The following is a 17,352-nucleotide window of genomic DNA, read 5'->3' on the forward strand; positions in this document are numbered from 1 at the left end:
CCGGCGTGAGCAAGCGGAACACGAACGTGCAGAGCCCCCGGGAAAGTGCCGGGGCGGACACCGGGAGCACCCCCCGGGGTTCCACCGGGAGCACCTCCTCCAGCGGTGCCCCGGGCGGGGTCTCCCGGCGGAAGCTGCTCGGGGGCGCCGGGGCGGCCGGTGCCGCCGGACTGGTGCTGGGCGCGGCGGGGGGTGCCACCGGGTACGCCGCGACGCGCCCCGAAGCGCCCGCGGCGCTCGCTTCGATCGGTTCGACCGAGGCGATGTTTCACGGGAAACATCAGCCGGGGATCACCACTCCGCTCCAGGCCAGTGGGCATCTCGTCGCCTTCGACCTCACGGCGGGCGCCGGACGTACCGAGGCGGCCGCACTGATGCGGCGCTGGTCGGTGCTGGCCGAGGAGTTGATGGCGGGCAGCTCCGCGGGGTCCGGTGGGTCCGGCGGTGACACCGGAATCGCGCTGGACGCCGGACCGTCCTCGCTGACGCTCACCTTCGGCTTCGGGCGGACCTTCTTCGACCGCACCGGGCTGCAGGGGCGGCGGCCGGCCGGGCTCGACCCACTGCCCGCGTTCTCCTCCGACCACCTCGACCCGGGGCGGTCGAACGGCGACCTCTGGGTGCAGATCGGCGCCGACGACGCGCTCGTCGCCTTCCACGCGCTCCGCGCGGTCCAGCGGGCCGCCGGATCGGCGGCACGGGTGCGCTGGCAGATGAACGGCTTCAACCGCACCCCGGGCGCGACCGCCCGCCCCATGACGGCCCGCAACCTGATGGGCCAGCTGGACGGGACCAACAACCCCAAGCCCGCCGACGCCGACTTCGACACCCGGATCTTCGTGCCCGCGCCAGCCGGCTCCGCCGCCGGCGAACCGGCGCAGGACTGGCTCGCGGGCGGCTCCTACGCGGTCGTGCGCCGCATCCGGATGCTGCTGGACGACTGGGAGAAGCTCTCCGTCGCACACCAGGAGCGGGTCATCGGCCGGCGCAAGGACACGGGCGCCCCGCTCAGTGGCGGCAGCGAGACCACCGCGATGGATCTGGACAAGCCCGGCGCGGACGGCAAGCCGGCGATCCCGTCCAACGCCCACGCCCGGATCTCCTCGCCCGGGAAGAACGGCGGGGCGGCGATGCTGCGGCGCCCGTTCTCGTACCACGACGGCATCGACCCGGACGGGACACCGGACGCGGGGCTGCTCTTCGTGTGCTGGCAGGCGGACCCGTTCCGGGGCTTCGTGCCGGTCCAGCGCAAGCTCGACCGGGGGGACGCGCTCTCGCCGTTCATCCGGCACGAGGCGAGCGGTGTCTTCGCGGTGCCGGGCGGCGCCGCGAAGGGGGAGTACGTGGGACAGCGACTGCTGGAGTCCTGACCGTCCCGGGCCGGTCCGGCGGACCCCCGCCCGACCGGCCCGGGGCGGTGGGGGTCCGCCGGACACCGCCTAGAGTGACCGTATGTCCGCCACGCGTTACGCCTACCTCGGCCCCGAGGGCACCTTCACCGAGGTGGCGCTCCGTACGCTCCCGGAAGCCGCCACCCGCGAACTCGTCCCCATGGTCTCCGTACCGGCGGCACTGGACGCGGTACGGAACGGGGAGGCCGCCGCCGCCCTCGTACCGATCGAGAACTCGGTCGAGGGCGGGATCACCGCGACCCTGGACGAACTGGCGGTGGGCGCGCCGCTGATGATCTACCGCGAGGTGCTGCTCTCCATCTCGTTCGCGCTGCTGGTGCGGCCCGGTACCCGGCTGGAGGACATCAAGTCCGTCACCGCGCACCCGGCCGCACAGCCGCAGGTACGCAACTGGCTGGCCGCCCACCTCCCGGGGGCCGTGTGGGAGTCGGCCGCGTCCAACGCGGACGGTGCCCGGCTGGTCCGGGACGGACGGTACGACGCTGCTTTCGCCGGGGAGTTCGCGGCGGCGACCTACGGGCTCGTGCCGCTCGCCACCGAGATCCACGACGCGGTGAACGCGCAGACCCGCTTCGTCCTCGTCGGCCGCCCGGCCCGGCCCGCCGCGCCGACCGGCGCCGACAAGACCTCCGTGGTCCTCTGGCTGGGCGAGGACCGTCCGGGCGCCCTGCTCGAACTGCTCCAGGAGTTCGCGGTGCGCGGGGTGAACCTGATGCTGATCCAGTCCCGGCCGACCGGCAAGGGGATCGGCGACTACTGCTTCGCGGTGGACGCGGAGGGACACATCTCGGACCGGCGGGTGGGTGAGGCGCTGATGGGGCTGAAGCGCATCTGCCCGAACCTGCGCTTCCTCGGCTCCTACCCCCGGGCCGGAGTGGACCCGGAGGACGTGAGCCCGCTGCGCGTGGGCACCTCGGACCCGGACTTCGCCGCCGCCTCGGACTGGCTGGCCCGCAGCCAGGACGGACGCGTCTGACAGGCGGATCGACAGGCGCGACCCGCACATTTGCGCGGGCGCATCCACCGATGGTCGTTTACCCACAGAGTTATCCACAGGGCGCCGGTCGAACCTGGGGACAAGTCGACACCGGCGGTCGACATCATCGACAAATCGCCCCAGGTGATCCCATGGGGGCGCGAAGCCCTCCAGGGCTGCCCATGATCCTCATCCAGCCCGTTCGGCCCAATTACCTTGATCAACGACACAGAATGACGAATTACCACTCGAATGAGTGCCCGAAAGGCGGTTTGAACGATGAATCCATGAGCCCGGGACCCGCCGGAGCCTCTTCTGGATGGCCGACTTCGCGCATCCACAGATTTTCCACACAGCCTGTGGATAACTGATCCGGAGCGGCCCACCCTGTGGACAACCCCGGACGGGGCTGGCCCCCAACTCCCCGTCAGGACAGGGTGGTACGTCACGGCCGGAGCGGCTTTCCACCCGATTCGAGGCAATGGACCCGCCTCTATCGACACGGACGCCGGTGCCCCGCCTCCAGCCCCCTTCGCTCGCGCCCGCCCCAGGATCTCCCCTCGGATTCCCGTCGCACCCGTGTTCGCGCCACCGGACGAATACCGGCGGACGCGCCTCCCGCCCGGCCCCCGGTCCGCCTCCCTCGCGGAATCGCGGGATTCCAGGATTCCCCCCAGAGATACCATTCACGGCAATTCGGGCATAGTGACACGCTTGTCACTATCGATTCGAGTAGCCGAAGTCCCACCGGTAGCCTGGTGGGGTGATTGACCTTCGCCTGCTCCGTGAGGACCCCGACCGTGTTCGCGCCTCCCAGCGCGCCCGTGGAGAGGACGTCGCGCTCGTCGACGCCCTGCTCTCCGCCGACGAGCTGCGCAGGTCGTCCGGCGTCCGCTTCGACGAACTCCGCTCCGAGCAGAAATCGCTCGGCAAGCTGATCCCCAAGGCCTCCCCCGAGGAGCGGACGGAGCTGCTGAAGCGCGCCGACCAGCTCAAGGCGGACGTCCGTGCCGCCGACGCCGCGCAGAACGAGGCGGACGCGGAGGCCAAGCGCCTGCTGCTGCAGCTCGGCAACATCGTCCAGGAGGACGTGCCGGTCGGCGGCGAGGAGGACTTCGTCGTCCTGGAGACGCACGGCACCATCCGCGACTTCGGTGCCGAGGGCTTCGAGCCCAGGGACCACCTGGAGCTCGGCGAGGCGCTCGGCGCCATCGACATGGAGCGCGGTGCCAAGGTCTCCGGTTCGCGCTTCTACTACCTGACGGGCATCGGCGCCCTGCTGGAGCTCGCCCTCGTCAACGCGGCCATCGCGCAGGCGACCGAGGCCGGTTTCATCCCCATGCTCACCCCCGCGCTGGTCCGCCCGCGTGCCATGGAGGGCACCGGCTTCCTCGGCCAGGCCGCCGAGAACGTCTACCACCTGGAGAAGGACGACTTCTACCTGGTCGGCACCTCCGAGGTCCCCCTCGCCGCGTACCACATGGACGAGATCATCGAGGCCGACAAGCTGCCCCTGCGGTACGCCGGCTTCTCGCCCTGCTTCCGCCGCGAGGCCGGTACGTACGGCAAGGACACCCGGGGCATCTTCCGCGTCCACCAGTTCGACAAGGTCGAGATGTTCTCGTACGTCGACCCCGCCGAGGCCGAGGCCGAGCACCGCAGGCTGCTGGAGTGGGAGAAGCAGTGGCTGACCGGGCTGGAGCTGCCGTTCCAGGTGATCGACGTGGCCACCGGCGACCTCGGGGCCTCGGCCTCGCGGAAGTTCGACTGCGAGGCGTGGATCCCCACCCAGGGCAAGTACCGCGAGCTGACCTCCGCCTCCAACTGCGACAGCTTCCAGGCCCGTCGCCTGTCGGTGCGCATGCGGGACGGCAAGAAGGTCCAGCCGCTGGCCACTCTGAACGGCACGCTCTGCGCCGTACCGCGCACGATCGTGGCGATCCTGGAGAACCACCAGCTCGCGGACGGCTCCGTGCGCGTGCCCGAGATGCTCCGTCCGTACCTGGGCGGGCGCGAGGTCCTGGAGCCGGTCGCCAAGTGACCTTCCCCTTCAGGCTCGTCGCCACCGATCTCGACGGCACGCTGCTCCGCGACGACCACACGGTCTCCGTACGGACGCGCGAAGCGCTGGCCGCCGCCACCGAGGCGGGTGCCGCGCACATCGTCGTCACCGGCCGGGCGGTGCCGTGGACGCGGCAGATACTGGACGACCTGGGCTACGACGGCCTCGCCGTCTGCGGCCAGGGCGCGCAGGTCTACCACGCGGGCGAGCACAAACTGCTCACCTCGCTCACGCTGGACCGGCAGCTGGCCGGGCTCGCGCTCTCCAAGATCGAGGCGGAGGTGGGCCCGCTGCTCCTCGCGGCGAGCCGTGACGGGCTGGACGGCGAGGTCCTGGTCGGCCCCGGTTACCGGGTCCACGAGGGCCCGCTGCCGGTGGTCCACGTCGAAGACGCGAACGAGATGTGGACCGCGCCGCTGAACAAGGTCTACATCCAGCACCCCGAGCTCGACGACGACCGGCTCACCGCCGCCGCCCGGGCGGTCGTGGGCAGCCTCGTCAACATCGTGATGGCGGGCCCCGGTGTCGTGGAGATCCTCCCGCTCGGCCTCAGCAAGGCGACGGGTCTCTCGCTCGCCGCGCGCCGGCTCGGCGTGAAGGCGGCGGACACCATCGCCTTCGGCGACATGCCCAACGACATCCCGATGTTCGGCTGGGCGCGGCACGGCGTGGCCATGGCCAACGCGCACGACGAGCTCAAGGCCGTGGCGCACGAGGTCACCGCCTCCAACGACGACGACGGCATCGCGGTCGTCCTGGAGGAACTCCTCGCCGGCGGAACGCGGTAACGACGCCCGCCGTCGTCGCCGGACGACCTCGTCCCCGTACGACCGACTGCCCGCGGCCCGCGAAGGCCGCGGGCAGTCGTGTGTCCGCCCCCGTTACGGTTCGGGCCTCAGCTCCTTCAGCCGGTGCGCCACGTCGCCCAGCCGGGCGTCGACCCGCCGTACCTCGTGCGCGACGTCGGCCAGCCGGACGCTCATCGCGCCGACGGCCTCATGGGTCGCCCCCGGCTTCCGGTCCAGGCTGTCGAACCGCTCCGACATCCGGCGCAGGACCGGTCCGAGCTCCTGGAGGGCCGAACCGACTCCGGCCAGGCAGCTCTCGATGCGGGTGACCCGGAAGTCGTCGACGCGCACCATCTGCTCGACGCGCAGCGCGCGGGATTCGAGCAGGGCGACTTCCGTGGGCATGAGCATGCCTTCCGTACGCCGGAACACCGGGGGACGGCCCTCTCCCGGGCTTCAGGGGCGGAGGTCGCTCACGGCTGCCACGTGCTCGATGGCCGGCTTCCACGGTGCTCACGCACCGGGGCCGGCATTCCCCGGGGCCGGCATTCCTCTGCTTCACGTACGCGTCGTCGTCACGGATTCCAGTTGCCTCCACGCATCCGGCCCAACGACCCGGCACATGCGCGGTCACGCGAGGGGAACGGTCGCTCACGGGGCTGCCCTCCGGGGCAGCCTGCCGACGGGGCCGGAGAACACGACAACCCCCGTCCGTCGGACGAGGGTTGTCCCGCGCGGGGCCGCCTCACGGGCCGGCCTGCCGCCTCACTCCTCGCCGGCCAGCTTGAGCGTCCGCAGCTTCTGGCCCGCGTACCAGGTGGCTCCGACGGTCACCACGACCAGCAGCACGGTGGCGAGCGGGAGTTGGACCTCGGCGGTGATCGCGCCCTCCGCGCCGGTCTTCTCGGCGACGGCGAGCGCCCACTGCTGCACGCTCAGCGTGCGCGCCCCGGGCACCTGGCTGCCGAAGAGGGCCTCCCACACCAGCGCGTAGACCAGGCCGAGCACGACCGCGTGCCGGCTGACCGTACCGAGCAGCAGGAAGAGCGCGCTGTACGCGATCGAGGCGACCAGCGCCCCGACGGTGTACGCCACCGCGATCTGCTGTCCGTTGCCGTTGAGGATGAGCCCCGCGATCAGGGTGGGCAGCGCGGAGAAGACCATCGTCACGGCGATCGCGACGATCAGTTTGGTGAAGATGATCGTGGGGCGCTTCACCGGCTTCGCCAGCAGGTAGACGATCGAACCGTCGTCGATCTCGGGGCCGATGGCCCCCGTGCCCGCGATGACACCGATCAGCGGGACCATCACGGCGAGGGCGAAGCCGCCGAGGACGTCCGACGTGATCTGGTCGTCGGCTCCCGCCAGGACCCGTACGGCAAGGGCGATCGCGATCAGCAGCGCGGGCAGGACGAACAGGATGGCGGCCCGGCGCCGGCCGAGCAGGGCCCGGTAGGTGAGCCGGGCGACTGTGGGGTCGTACATGACGCTTCACAGCTCCTTTCTGGCCACTACTCAGGCCGATACGAGGTACGAGAAGACCGATTCGAGGGACTCGTCGGACGGCGAGACGGCCAGCAGCCGGATGCCGCGCTCCTGCGCCACCCGCGGCAACAGCGTGGTGAAACGGCCGAAATCGACCGCCTGGATCAGCAGCGCGCCCTCCTGGTGGTCGACCTCGATCCCGGCCGTCGACGGGTCGGCGATCAGGGCCGCCGCCAGCGCGCGGTCGTCGCTGGAGCGCACGAGATAGCGGTGCGGGCGGTCCGTCATCAGCCGGCGGATCCGCCGGAAGTCGCCGGAGGCCGCATGCCGGCCGGCCACGATCACCTCGATGTGCGAGGCGAGCTGCTCGACCTCTTCGAGGATGTGGGAGGAGAAGAGCACGGTGCGTCCCTCCGCGCCCATCCGCCGCAGCAGATCCATCAGCTGCATCCGCTGGCGGGGGTCCATGCCGTTGAACGGTTCGTCCAGCAGCAGAACCGAAGGGTCGTGGACGAGCGCCGAGGCCATCTTCACGCGCTGGCGCATGCCCTTGCTGTACGTCTGGATCTTGCGGTCCTGCGCGTACTCCATCTCCACCGTGGCCAGCGCGCGCGCCGCCTGCGCGGCGCCCAGACCGTGCAGTTCGGCGTTGGCGACGACGAACTCGCGGCCGGTCAGGAAGTCGTACATGCCCTCCCGCTCGGGGACGATGCCGATCTCCTGGTAGACCGGCTCGTTGCGCCAGATCGGGCGCCCGTCGAGCGTGACCGTGCCCGTGGAGGGAGCGAGAAATCCGGCCATCAGGTTGATCAGTGTGGACTTGCCCGCGCCGTTGGGTCCGAGCAGCCCCGTGACCCCCGGGCCGATCGTCATGCTCACGTCGTTGACGGCGACGACGTTCCCGAACCAGCGGGAGGCGTGGTCGATCTCGATGGTGGTCACAGCCCGACCCTCCGGTAGCGGCGCAGCAGAGCGGCGTACGAGCCGGCGATGAGCGCGAGGACAACGAACAGATAGACCACGCCCAGCGCGGCCCCCGGGCCCTCTCCGCCGGGGAAGGCGGAGGTGGCGCCGAGGAACGCGGTCTGCACCCCGTCGATGAGCGTGATCGGGGAGAACAGCCCGAACCAGGCGACGGCCCCGTCGGTCCCGGTCGAGTAGGCGATGGCCTGGATCGTGGAGACGGCTCCGTACGTGATGGTCAGCACGGCGATCACCGCCGCCACACCGAAGCCGCGGCGCGGGGTCACCGCGGCCACCACCAGCGCGAGCGCGGCGAACAGCACGGACAGCAGGGCCACCGACACCAGTCCCTGGGCGAACCAGCCGGTCTGGTCGCCGAAGTCGAACTTCGCGAGCAGCGAGCCCGCGTAGAGGATGAGCAGCGGCGTCCCGGTGAGCACGAAGACGGCGGTCGCCATCGCCGCCAGCTTCGCCAGGACGTAGTCGGCGTGCGCGATCGGCCGCGAGAAGTACAGCGGAACCGTCCGGAACCGCAGGTCCCGCGAGACGCTCTGCGGGGCCTGCGAGGCCACGAACAGACCGATGACGGCCTGCAGGAAGATCGCGTACGAGGTGTACTTCACGACCAGCTTCGTGGCGCCGGGCGCGGCCATCGACACGGCCACGATGATCGCCGCGACCAGGCACATCACCGCCAGCATCAGCAGCGGCAGGACCTTGGACTTGGCCGACCGCCCGAGCCCGAACGCGCCCTTGAGGGACTGGACGTAGAGCGAGCGGCGGGCGTACGACCGCCCCAGCCTCGGGCCGTCGTACGAGCGGTAGCCGATGTCGTGGATGCGGGAGGCGTCGCCGGGCAGCGCGCCTCCGGCCCTGGTCTCAGTGCTCATCGGGACCGCTCCCCTTCTGCTGTACGGCCCCGGGTGCCGGAACCTGATGGACGGACCCGGGTGCCGGGATCCCGGACTGGGCCTGCGGTACGACTCCGGGGGCCGGGCCGGACGCTGCCGCGGCGACCGCCGGGACCGGGTCCGGCTGAGCGTTCTCGCCCGCGCGGAAGACCTCGGCGATGTGGTGGCGGCGCTGCTCCATGCGGACGAGCCCGAGACCGAGACCGGCCACGCTGTCGCGCACCAGGTCGTACGTCTCCTCGCCGGTCGCCTCGACGAGCAGGATGTGACCGGCGCCCGGCAGGCCGCCGGTGTCGACGCCGTCGCTCCCGATCAGCTTCACACCGGCCCCGAGGAGCTCGCGGCGCAGCGCGTCGGTGCCGTCCGGGTGGGTGTCGCTGTCGGTGACCTCGATCCCGAGAGTGGTGGTGGTCTGCGTGAACTCGCTGGTGGAGCTGGACCGGAGCAGCGTGCCGCCGTCGATGACGACGACGTGGTCACAGGTGCGCTCCAGCTCGCCCAGGAGGTGCGAAGTGACGAGCACGGAGATACCGAAGTCGGTGTGCACCCGGCGGATGAGCCCGAGCATCTCGTCGCGGCCGACCGGGTCGAGGCCGTTCGTCGGCTCGTCGAGCAGCACCAGCCGCGGGTCGTGGACCAGCGCCTGGGCCAGCTTCACGCGCTGCTTCATGCCGGTCGAGTAGCCCCCGATGGGGCGGTAGCGCTCCTCGTAGAGCCCGACGTGGCGCAGGGTGTCGGCGGTGCGTTCCCGGGCCGCCGTCGGCGGCAGGCCGGACATCCGCGCCATGTGGACGACGAATTCGGTCGCCGAGACGTCCGGCGGCAGGCAGTCGTGCTCCGGCATGTACCCGACCCGTTCCCGGATCGCGGCACCGTGCGTGGCGACGTCCAGCCCGAGTACCGAGGCAGAGCCCTCGGTGGCGGGAGAGAGGCCCAGCAGGATCTTGATCAGGGTGGACTTGCCGGCCCCGTTGGCACCCACCAGGCCGGTCACGCCCGGTCCGATGTCCAAGGAGAGCCGGTCAAGAGCGGTCACCCGTGGGTACCGCTTGCTCAAGGCGTTCAGCGCGATCACAGTCACCTCGACGACGGTAGTGGCGCGGGCATCCCAGGTCGTCAGACCTGACGGTCGCATACACGTCACACTTGAGTTGTAGAGACCCGTAGGGGCGTCGGGCGGAGGAGTGACCCGGGTCCACGGGCGGTGGAACGGCCGACGGGTCTCGGCGAGCGGTGCGGTGGGGCGACCCGCGGGAATCGGCGTGCGCCTCGGCGGACCGACGGCCCCCTCCGCCTTCCGGTTCTCCGCGGGCGGTTGTCCACGGGCCGTTGTCAACGGACGTTTTTTCACGCGCGGTTGTCAACGGGCGGTTGTCCACGCGCGGTTGTCCACAGACGGTTCTCCACAGGCGGTTCTCCACAGGCGGGGCTGCCCCCTTGACCCTTCGGCCGGCCTGGTCACATTCTTCAGTGTCACGTTACTGGCGCGTACAGCTCGCCGAGTGCGCTGCCCGGACGTCGGGTCCGGGCAGCCGGGGCCGAGGAAGACGGGCGGCGCACGAGCGGCGCCCGACCGAGGAGAGGTGGCGGGATGCAACTGCCGGGAGCGCGCGAGCGCTGGGTACGCACGGGCGGCATCGAGCTCTGCGTGGCCGAGCTGGGCAATCCGGACCTGCCCACCGTGGTGCTGGTGCACGGCTATCCGGACAGCAAGGAGGTGTGGTCGCGGGTGGCTCCGGCGCTGGCCGAGCAGTGGCACGTGGTGCTCTACGACGTACGCGGCCACGGCCGTTCGAGCGCGCCGAAGCCGCTGCGCGGCGGTTTCACGCTGGAGAAGCTGACCGACGACTTCCTCGCCGTGCTGGATGAGGTGAGTCCTGGCCGGCCGGTGCATCTGGTGGGCCACGACTGGGGTTCGGTGCAGTCCTGGGAGTTCGCCACGGTCGAGCGGACCAAGGGCAGGATCGCCTCCTTCACCTCGATGTCCGGGCCGTCGCTGGACCACTTCGGCCACTGGATCCGGAGCCGTATGACCCGGCCCACCCCCCGGCGGGTGGTCCAGCTCGCCGGACAGGGCGCCAAGTCCTGGTACGTCTACCTCCTGCACACCCCCGTCCTGCCCGAACTCGCCTGGCGCGGACCGCTGGGGCGCCGGTGGCCACGCATCCTGGAGCGCCTGGAGAAGGTGCCCGCGGGCGACTACCCCACCGCCTCGCTGCCCCGGGACGCGGCCCACGGCGCCTGGCTCTACCGCGACAACGTCCGTACCCGGCTGCGCAGGCCGCGCCCGGACGCGTACGCGCACGTACCGGTGCAGCTGATCACCCCGACCGGTGACGCCTTCCTGTCGGAGTACCTCTACGACGACCTGGAGCAGTGGGCTCCGCGCCTGGTCCGGCGCCGGCTCCCCGCCCAGCACTGGGTTCCGCGAACCCGTCCCGACCAGCTCGTCTCCTGGATCTCGGAGTTCGTGGCCGCCAACGAGCCCTCGGCGAAGGCCGCCCGTACACCGTCGGCGGAGCCGGTGGGGCCCGGCCGGTACGCGGACCGGTTCGCCGGCCGGCTTGTGCTGGTGACGGGCGCGGCCGGCGGGATCGGACGGGCCACCGCCCTGGCGTTCGCCGGGGCCGGGGCGCGGGTGGTGGCCGTGGACCAGGACGCGGCGGGCGCCGCCCGTACGGCGGAGACGTCGCTGCTCGTCGGGGCACCGGCCGCCTGGGCGGAGACCGCCGAACCGGGCGACGAGCAGGCGATGGAGAAGCTCGGCGCGAAGGTGGCGGCGGAGTACGGCACCGTCGACGTGCTGGTCAACCTCGCGGGCGAGGCGCCCTCCGGGCCCTTCCTGGAGACCACGTCCGAGGAGTGGCGGGGCCTGCTCGACGCGGGGTTCCTGGGGGTCGTCCACAGCTGCCGGGTGTTCGGCGGGCCGATGGCCGAGCGCGGGCAGGGCGGCCACATCGTCAACGTGCTCCCGAGCATCCCCGGCCCGGCGCGCCGGGCACCGGGGGCCGCCACGTACGGCACGGCACAGGCGGCCGTCCTGGCTCTCAGCCAGGGACTGCGGGCCGAACTGGCGCCGCGTACCGTCTCGGTGAGTGCGGTACGGCCGGGAGCGGTCTGCGCCGGGGCCGGCGAAGCCGGGGCGCGTGCGGGAGCGGGTGTCGCGGCGGGCGCCTCGACAACGGGCGCGGCATCCAACGGCGTTGACGCGGACGCTGTCGCCCCGTCACGCCGTTCTCGCGGCCGTACGCCGGAGCAGGTCGCCGAGGCCGTGCTGGAAGCGGTGGCCCACGACCGGGCTCTCGTCCTGGTCCCCGGACGTCCGACAGGTCTCCGCCGCCTGTTCCGGGGCGGTACGGAGTCACTCCGCAAAAACCGCTGAGCGAGGCCGAGTCGGGTGAGTCACCCCCGCTCGTCCGGTGGGCGCCGGGCCCGTGACCGCAGGACCGGGGTGCGGGCTACCGGCGCCTTCGGTGGCGGACTTGGCTTCGTGCCGGGTCATCCGAGCTGCGAGGGGGACGAGTTCGGGGTCTTCGGTCGTCACCAGACGCCTCGCACGACCGGAACCGGCCGAGCGGCTCGCCCGCCTCGGGCGAGCCGCGTGGCTGGGACGGGCCGTGGTGGAGACCACGACCCCGGGATGCGGCTTTCCCCAGGCGTGGACGGCATCCTGTGGACAGAACGGCGTTCAGACTATGAGCTGTTCGCCGCGATGAAGCTGATCCGGGCGTTGTCCACACGGCGGGCGCGCCAGGAGCACGTCACCGGCGAGCAGGACGGAAGGAACGGTTCCTCCCTTCGCGCAAGCGGCTTGTGCTGCATGGCACGTGGTCGCACTCCGGAGCCGGCGCTTTGACGGGGAGTCCAGAACTGGAGTCGTGGAGATACCCTTTTGCTGACAAATGGGATATCTAGCCTATTCAGTAATCTAGTTGACCAAAGGCGTCACTCCGCAAGTCCGTTGTCCACAGATTCGCCAAATACCCTGTGGATAAGTCAAGTTGCTTGTGGATCAAACACCGGCGGACTCACCAGTTTCCGGCGCTCGGAAAATCCGGATGCACCGGCGGAAGGGGCCGGGCACTCTGGCGGGATGGACGACAGACGCACCGTGAAGGTGTCGAAGTACCTATCCAAGCACCTGCGGCATCAGCCGGAACGCATCGGGCTGACACTCGACCCGAACGGATGGGTGGATGTGGCGAAGCTGCTGGCAGCCGCGGCCCGTCACCACTTCCCGATCACCCGGGCCGAACTCGAACACGTGGTGGCGGTGAACGACAAGCAGCGCTTCACCCTGGAGGGGGACCGGCTGCGCGCCAACCAGGGTCACACCGTCGCCGTCGACCTGGACCTGCCCCCGGCCGAGCCGCCGCCGTTCCTCTACCACGGCACGGTGGCCCGGTCCCTGGCGGCGATCCGGACCGAAGGGCTGCGTCCGATGGCCCGCCACCACGTCCACCTCTCACCCGACCGGGAGACGGCCACCCGGGTCGGGGCACGGCGCGGCAGGCCCGTGGTGCTCTCCGTGGACGCGGCGGCGATGCGCCGCGCCGGTCACGTCTTCCGCGTCAGCGCCAACGGGGTGTGGCTGGCGGATTCCGTCCCGCCGGAGTACCTGCGCTTCCAGGGCTGACGGGCGAGAGGCGAAGGGAGCGGGCGCACGCAGCGCCTGCCCGGACTCGGGGGCCGTGCCGGCCACCGTCCGCAGCCCGTACGGCCGCCTCCGTGGACCGGCCCCCCGCACCGGCCTCCGTACGACCGCCCACGCACAACGGCTCCCGTGCACCGGCCGCCGGTCAGCCCAGCTGGGCGAGGGCCTCGGTGGCGATCCGCTCGAAGACGGCCGGGTCGGTGGCGAAGTCCGAGTCCGGGATCGGCCAGTGGACGACCAGTTCGGTGAAGCCCAGCTCCTGGTGGCGGCCGGCGAAGTCCACGAAGGCGTCGACCGACTCGAACGGGCGGTTGCGGTCCGGGGTGAACGCGGTGAGCAGGATCTTGTCCAGCTCCGCGACGTCCCGCCCGGTGTCCACGCACGCCTTGCCGAGCTTCTCGATCTGGCCGCGCAACGCCTCGACCGACTGCTCGGGCGTGCCGTCCTCGAACAGCTTCGGGTCGCCCGTGGTCACCCACGCCTGGCCGTACCGGGCGGCCAGCTTCAGCCCGCGCGGTCCGGTCGCGGCGACGGCGAAGGGCAGCCGGGGCGACTGGACGCAGCCGGGGATGTTCCGGGCCTCCTCGGCCGTGTAGAAGGTGCCCTGCTGCGAGACCGCGCCTTCGGTGAGCAGTCGGTCCAGCAGCGGTACGAACTCGCCGAAACGGTCGGCCCTCTCGCGCGGCGTCCACGGCTCCTGCCCGAGCGCCGTGGCGTCGAAGCCGTTGCCGCCCGCGCCGATCCCGAGGGTGACCCGGCCGCCCGAGACGTCGTCGAGCGAGATCAGCTCCTTGGCCAGCGTCACGGGGTGGCGGAAGTTCGGCGAGGTCACGAGGGTGCCCAGGCGCATGGTCCCGGTGACCACGGCCGCCGCCGTCAGTGTCGGGAGCGCCCCGAACCAGGTCTCCTCCCGGAACGAACGCCAGGAGAGGTGGTCGTAGGTGTACGCGGCGTGGAAACCGAGCTCCTCGGCGCGCTGCCACTTCGCACGGCCCCCCTCGTGCCAGCGGTCGACAGGGAGGATCACGGTACTCAGGCGCAGGCTCATGGGCCGAGCCTACGTCCCCCGCCCCGGCCCCACCGGGTCGAGGCCGCCCGGTGGGGACCGCCCCCGCCGGCCCACCACCGGATGCGCCACGTGCTCTCGCCCCCCGGCCGGTCCGACGGCCCAAACCCACCGCATCGGGCCGCTCCCGCCTGCTCAAGCCCGCAGGCCCCCGCCAAGATCGCGGCCCGTCGCCTTGGCATATGCCAACGGCCTATCCCGCAGTTCAGAGGCGCGCGTCTCTCATATGTGCGCCCACCCGCACGCCCGTGCGCCGAATGCGGGAGAATGGACCGGTGACCACGCCTACCGAAGCACCGCCTGTCGCCGTGCCGCGGCTGATAGCCACCGATCTGGACGGCACCCTGCTGCGCGACGACAAGACCCTGTCGTCGCGCACGATCGCCGCGCTCGCGGCGACCGAACGGGCGGGCGTGCACGTCCTCTTCGTCACCGGGCGCCCGCCCCGCTGGATGGACGCGGTGGTGTCCCATCTGCCGGGGCACGGGACGGCGATCTGCGCGAACGGCGCCGCCGTGGTCGACCTGAGCGCCGGCGGCCGACTGATCAAGGTCCACCCGCTCGGCCGGGCGGAGGCGCTCGACGTCGCGCACCGGGTACGGGCCGCCGCGCCCGGCACCTCGTTCGCGGTGGAGTTCACCACCGGCTTCCACCACGAACCGCTCTACCCGCCGTTCCGCCAGGACCCCGGGGCGGTGGTCGCCCCCGTCGAGAAGCTGCTGGCCGAGCAGACACCGGGCACGGGCGCCCCGGTGCTGAAGCTCCTGGCCCACCACACCGCGATCGCCCCCGACGCGTTCCTCGCCCTGGCCCGCGAGGCTGCCGGGGACCGGGTGTCCTTCACCCGGTCCAGCCCCTCCGCCCTGCTGGAGGCCGGCGGTGCGGGCGTCTCCAAGGCCCGCACGCTCGCGGAGTACTGCGCGGAGCGCGGGGTGCTCCCCGAGGAGGTCGTCGCCTTCGGGGACATGCCGAACGACGTCGAGATGCTGAACTGGGCCGGCACCTCGTACGCGATGGCCAACGCCCACCCGGCCGCGGTCTCCGCCGCGTCGGGACGGACGCTCACCAACGAGGAGGACGGGGTGGCGGTCGTCCTCGAACGCCTCCTCGCCTCCGGCTGAAGCCCGCGCCCGCCGGAGCCCTGGCCGCCGGCCCCGCCGACCCCGTACGCGCCGACCCCGTACGCGCCGACCCCGTACGCGCCGGCCCCGCCGACCCCGTACGCGCCGGCCGAGTCCCCCGGGCCCTTCAGAGGGGAGCCTCCCAGGTCACCGACGTGCCGCCGCCGCCCTCCCCGAGGCCCGGGCCGAACCAGCTGGCTCCGCCCAGCGACTCCGCCCGGCGGGCCAGATTGCGCAGCCCGCTCCGTCGACCGCCCTCCGGGATGCCGACCCCGTCGTCGGAGACGGTCAGCCGGACGGCATCCCGCCCGTCCGGCAGGGTGGCCGTGGCGTCGACGACCACGTCGATCACCGAGGCCCGGGCGTGCCGGAAAGCGTTGGAGAGGGCCTCGCGCAGGGCGGCGATCAGGTTCTTCCCGGTGGACTCGCTCACCAGGGTGTCGATCGCCCCGAGGAAGCGGTGCGAGGGCGTGAAGCCGAGAGGGACCGCCGCCATGTTGAGCTCGCGCAGCACCCGGACACGCAGTCCGGACGGCGCCTCGGCCGGCTCCTGCTGGAGGGCGAAAATGGCGGTGCGGATCTCCTGGATGGTGGTGTCCAGCTCGTCCACGGCGCGGCCGACGCCCTCCCGTACCTCCGGCACCACCGAACGGCGCTGGGCACTCTCCAGCATCATCCCGGTGGCGTACAGCCGCTGGATGACCAGGTCGTGGAGGTCCCGGGCGATCCGGTCGCGGTCCTCGTACACCGCGAGGCGCTCCCTGTCGCGCTGCGCCTCCGCCATCATCAGGGCGAGCGCGGCCTGCGCGGCGAACTGCGCGGCGAGGGTCCGTTCCGCCTCGCTGAACGGGCGCTGCCCCTGCTTCCGGGGCATGGAGAGGGCGCCGAGCATCCGGCCGCCGCTGCGCATCGGCAGCAGCATGTTCGGGCCGTACCGTTCGGACGCGCGGCTGATCAGGCGCGGGTCGGTGGCGGCGTCGTCGACGAAGACGGGCTCCCCGGCCAGCAGCGCGGAGATGACCGGGCTCTCGGGGCCGATGATCACGCCCAGCGAGGTGGACGGATCGTCCGAGGCGACCGCCACGACCTCCAGTCCGTCGGCCCCGTTCCTTCCCACCGGCAGCAGTACGGCGCCGGCGGCCGATTCGGCGAGTCTGCGGGCCTGTTCGGCGACGACGCTCAGGGCGTCGTCCGCGTCCCCGCCGGCGAGCAGGGCCGTGGTGACAGCGACCGATCCGTCGATCCACCGTTCGCGCCGGCGGGCGGCCTCGTAGAGGCGGGCGTTGCCGATGGCGATGCCCGCCTCCGTGGCGAGTACCCGGACCATGTGCAGGTCGTAGTCGTTGAACGTGCCGCCGTGGTGCTTCTCGGCAAGGTACAGATTGCCGAAGATCTGCCCCTGGACGCGGATGGGGACGCCCAGGAAGGTGCGCATCGGGGGATGGCCCGGCGGGAATCCGGCGTACCGCGGATCGGTGGTCAGATCGGTCAGCACCACCGGAGCCGGCTCGTGGATGAGCGCCCCGAGGAGTCCGGTGTGCCCGCTCGGAGGCCGCCCGATCCTGCGCGCCTGCTCCTCCGACATGCCGTGGGTGACGAAGTCGAGGAGCCCGTCGACGGACTCGTCCACGACGCCGATCGCGGCGTACCGGGCGTGGGCCAGTTCGGCGGCGGTCTCGCAGATGCGGTCGAGCGTGGAGTGCAGGTCCAGCCCGGTACCGACCGACCGCATGGCCTCCAGCAACTGCGGCACGCGGGCGGTGAGCTCCGGGGAGAGGCCCCCCAGATCGCTGGCGGCCCGGGCGGCGGCTTCGAGGGCCTCGGGATCCCACGCGCTCCGGCTCGGCCCGTCCCCGTCCCCGTCCGCCCCGCCCCGGCTCCCCGCGCCCTGGTGCCCCTGCCGCTCTGCCATGC

13 protein-coding genes and 1 pseudogene are annotated in these 17,352 nt (G+C 72.0%); 7 read left to right on the forward strand and 7 right to left on the reverse strand.

The genetic code is table 11. From position 1 onward, the window contains the following. Positions 1–134: 134 nt before the first annotated feature. The 4 genes from efeB to ACFZAX_RS24050 all read left to right on the forward strand — a co-directional run bounded on the left by efeB (position 135) and on the right by ACFZAX_RS24050 (position 5,238). Positions 135–1,370 (forward strand): iron uptake transporter deferrochelatase/peroxidase subunit, encoded by a 1,236-nt coding sequence (gene efeB, locus ACFZAX_RS24035; RefSeq protein WP_390964098.1) that lies wholly within the window; start codon positions 135–137, stop codon positions 1,368–1,370. An 82-nt stretch (positions 1,371–1,452) separates the two neighbouring features. Then, entirely contained in the window at positions 1,453–2,388 is a 936-nt protein-coding gene (pheA, locus tag ACFZAX_RS24040) for a prephenate dehydratase (protein ID WP_390964035.1), read from the forward strand. A gap of 763 nt (positions 2,389–3,151) precedes the next feature. Further along, positions 3,152–4,429: a serine--tRNA ligase gene (gene serS / locus ACFZAX_RS24045; RefSeq protein WP_390964036.1), complete on the forward strand. Its 1,278-nt coding sequence runs from the start codon at positions 3,152–3,154 to the stop codon at positions 4,427–4,429. Next, entirely contained in the window at positions 4,426–5,238 is an 813-nt protein-coding gene (locus ACFZAX_RS24050) for a Cof-type HAD-IIB family hydrolase (protein ID WP_390964038.1), read from the forward strand. The genes serS and ACFZAX_RS24050 overlap by 4 nt, the downstream gene beginning before the upstream one ends. Positions 5,239–5,331: 93 nt before the next feature. Here the strand turns inward: ACFZAX_RS24050 and ACFZAX_RS24055 are convergent. The 5 genes and pseudogenes from ACFZAX_RS24055 to ACFZAX_RS24075 form a co-directional block, all read right to left on the reverse strand. Continuing rightward, positions 5,332–5,577: pseudogene (locus ACFZAX_RS24055) on the reverse strand (hypothetical protein); the annotation flags it as partial. A 426-nt stretch (positions 5,578–6,003) separates the two neighbouring features. Next, positions 6,004–6,723: an ABC transporter permease subunit gene (locus tag ACFZAX_RS24060; RefSeq protein ID WP_390964039.1), complete on the reverse strand. Its 720-nt coding sequence runs from the start codon at positions 6,721–6,723 to the stop codon at positions 6,004–6,006. Positions 6,724–6,753: 30 nt separating this feature from the next. Then, positions 6,754–7,665: an ATP-binding cassette domain-containing protein gene (locus ACFZAX_RS24065; protein WP_390964040.1), complete on the reverse strand. Its 912-nt coding sequence runs from the start codon at positions 7,663–7,665 to the stop codon at positions 6,754–6,756. Then, entirely contained in the window at positions 7,662–8,576 is a 915-nt protein-coding gene (locus ACFZAX_RS24070) for an ABC transporter permease (RefSeq protein ID WP_390964041.1), read from the reverse strand. The genes ACFZAX_RS24065 and ACFZAX_RS24070 overlap by 4 nt, the downstream gene beginning before the upstream one ends. Next, positions 8,566–9,633, reverse strand: coding sequence for an ATP-binding cassette domain-containing protein (locus ACFZAX_RS24075; RefSeq protein ID WP_390964099.1), 1,068 nt, complete (start codon positions 9,631–9,633; stop codon positions 8,566–8,568). The genes ACFZAX_RS24070 and ACFZAX_RS24075 overlap by 11 nt, the downstream gene beginning before the upstream one ends. Before the next feature lie 555 nt (positions 9,634–10,188). Here ACFZAX_RS24075 and ACFZAX_RS24080 point away from each other — a divergent pair. Together ACFZAX_RS24080 and ACFZAX_RS24085 are read left to right on the forward strand one after the other, a co-directional pair. After that, a complete protein-coding gene (locus ACFZAX_RS24080) occupies positions 10,189–11,979 on the forward strand; it encodes an SDR family oxidoreductase (protein ID WP_390964042.1) in 1,791 nt (596 codons plus the stop codon). Between the two features lie 711 nt (positions 11,980–12,690). After that, on the forward strand, positions 12,691–13,233 hold the full coding sequence (locus ACFZAX_RS24085) for an RNA 2'-phosphotransferase (protein WP_390964043.1): 543 nt from the start codon (positions 12,691–12,693) through the stop codon (positions 13,231–13,233). 163 nt (positions 13,234–13,396) lie between these two features. Here ACFZAX_RS24085 and ACFZAX_RS24090 read toward each other — a convergent pair whose 3' ends face one another. Beyond that, positions 13,397–14,299, reverse strand: a complete 903-nt coding sequence (locus ACFZAX_RS24090) for an LLM class flavin-dependent oxidoreductase (protein WP_390964045.1) — start codon at positions 14,297–14,299, stop codon at positions 13,397–13,399. A gap of 275 nt (positions 14,300–14,574) precedes the next feature. On the opposite strand from ACFZAX_RS24090, the gene ACFZAX_RS24095 reads away from it, so the two are divergent. Next, on the forward strand, positions 14,575–15,438 hold the full coding sequence (locus ACFZAX_RS24095; RefSeq protein ID WP_390964046.1) for an HAD hydrolase family protein: 864 nt from the start codon (positions 14,575–14,577) through the stop codon (positions 15,436–15,438). A gap of 127 nt (positions 15,439–15,565) precedes the next feature. Here ACFZAX_RS24095 and ACFZAX_RS24100 read toward each other — a convergent pair whose 3' ends face one another. Continuing rightward, positions 15,566–17,350 (reverse strand): GAF domain-containing protein, encoded by a 1,785-nt coding sequence (locus ACFZAX_RS24100; protein ID WP_390964048.1) that lies wholly within the window; start codon positions 17,348–17,350, stop codon positions 15,566–15,568. Positions 17,351–17,352: the final 2 nt, after the last annotated feature.

The organism is Streptomyces sp. NPDC008125 (genome assembly GCF_042957125.1).
In the GTDB taxonomy this organism is placed as follows: domain Bacteria; phylum Actinomycetota; class Actinomycetes; order Streptomycetales; family Streptomycetaceae; genus Streptomyces.

Bases quoted from the DNA above. Each gene is read 5' to 3' on its own strand.
- pheA (WP_390964035.1), top strand. From the start codon at position 1,453: ATGTCCGCCACGCGTTACGCCTACCTCGGCCCCGAGGGCACCTTCACC.
- ACFZAX_RS24095 (WP_390964046.1), top strand. From the start codon at position 14,575: ATGCGGGAGAATGGACCGGTGACCACGCCTACCGAAGCACCGCCTGTC.
- ACFZAX_RS24100 (WP_390964048.1), bottom strand. From the start codon at position 17,350: ATGGCAGAGCGGCAGGGGCACCAGGGCGCGGGGAGCCGGGGCGGGGCG.
- ACFZAX_RS24085 (WP_390964043.1), top strand. From the start codon at position 12,691: ATGGACGACAGACGCACCGTGAAGGTGTCGAAGTACCTATCCAAGCAC.
- ACFZAX_RS24060 (WP_390964039.1), bottom strand. From the start codon at position 6,723: ATGTACGACCCCACAGTCGCCCGGCTCACCTACCGGGCCCTGCTCGGC.
- ACFZAX_RS24090 (WP_390964045.1), bottom strand. From the start codon at position 14,299: ATGAGCCTGCGCCTGAGTACCGTGATCCTCCCTGTCGACCGCTGGCAC.
- ACFZAX_RS24070 (WP_390964041.1), bottom strand. From the start codon at position 8,576: ATGAGCACTGAGACCAGGGCCGGAGGCGCGCTGCCCGGCGACGCCTCC.
- ACFZAX_RS24080 (WP_390964042.1), top strand. From the start codon at position 10,189: ATGCAACTGCCGGGAGCGCGCGAGCGCTGGGTACGCACGGGCGGCATC.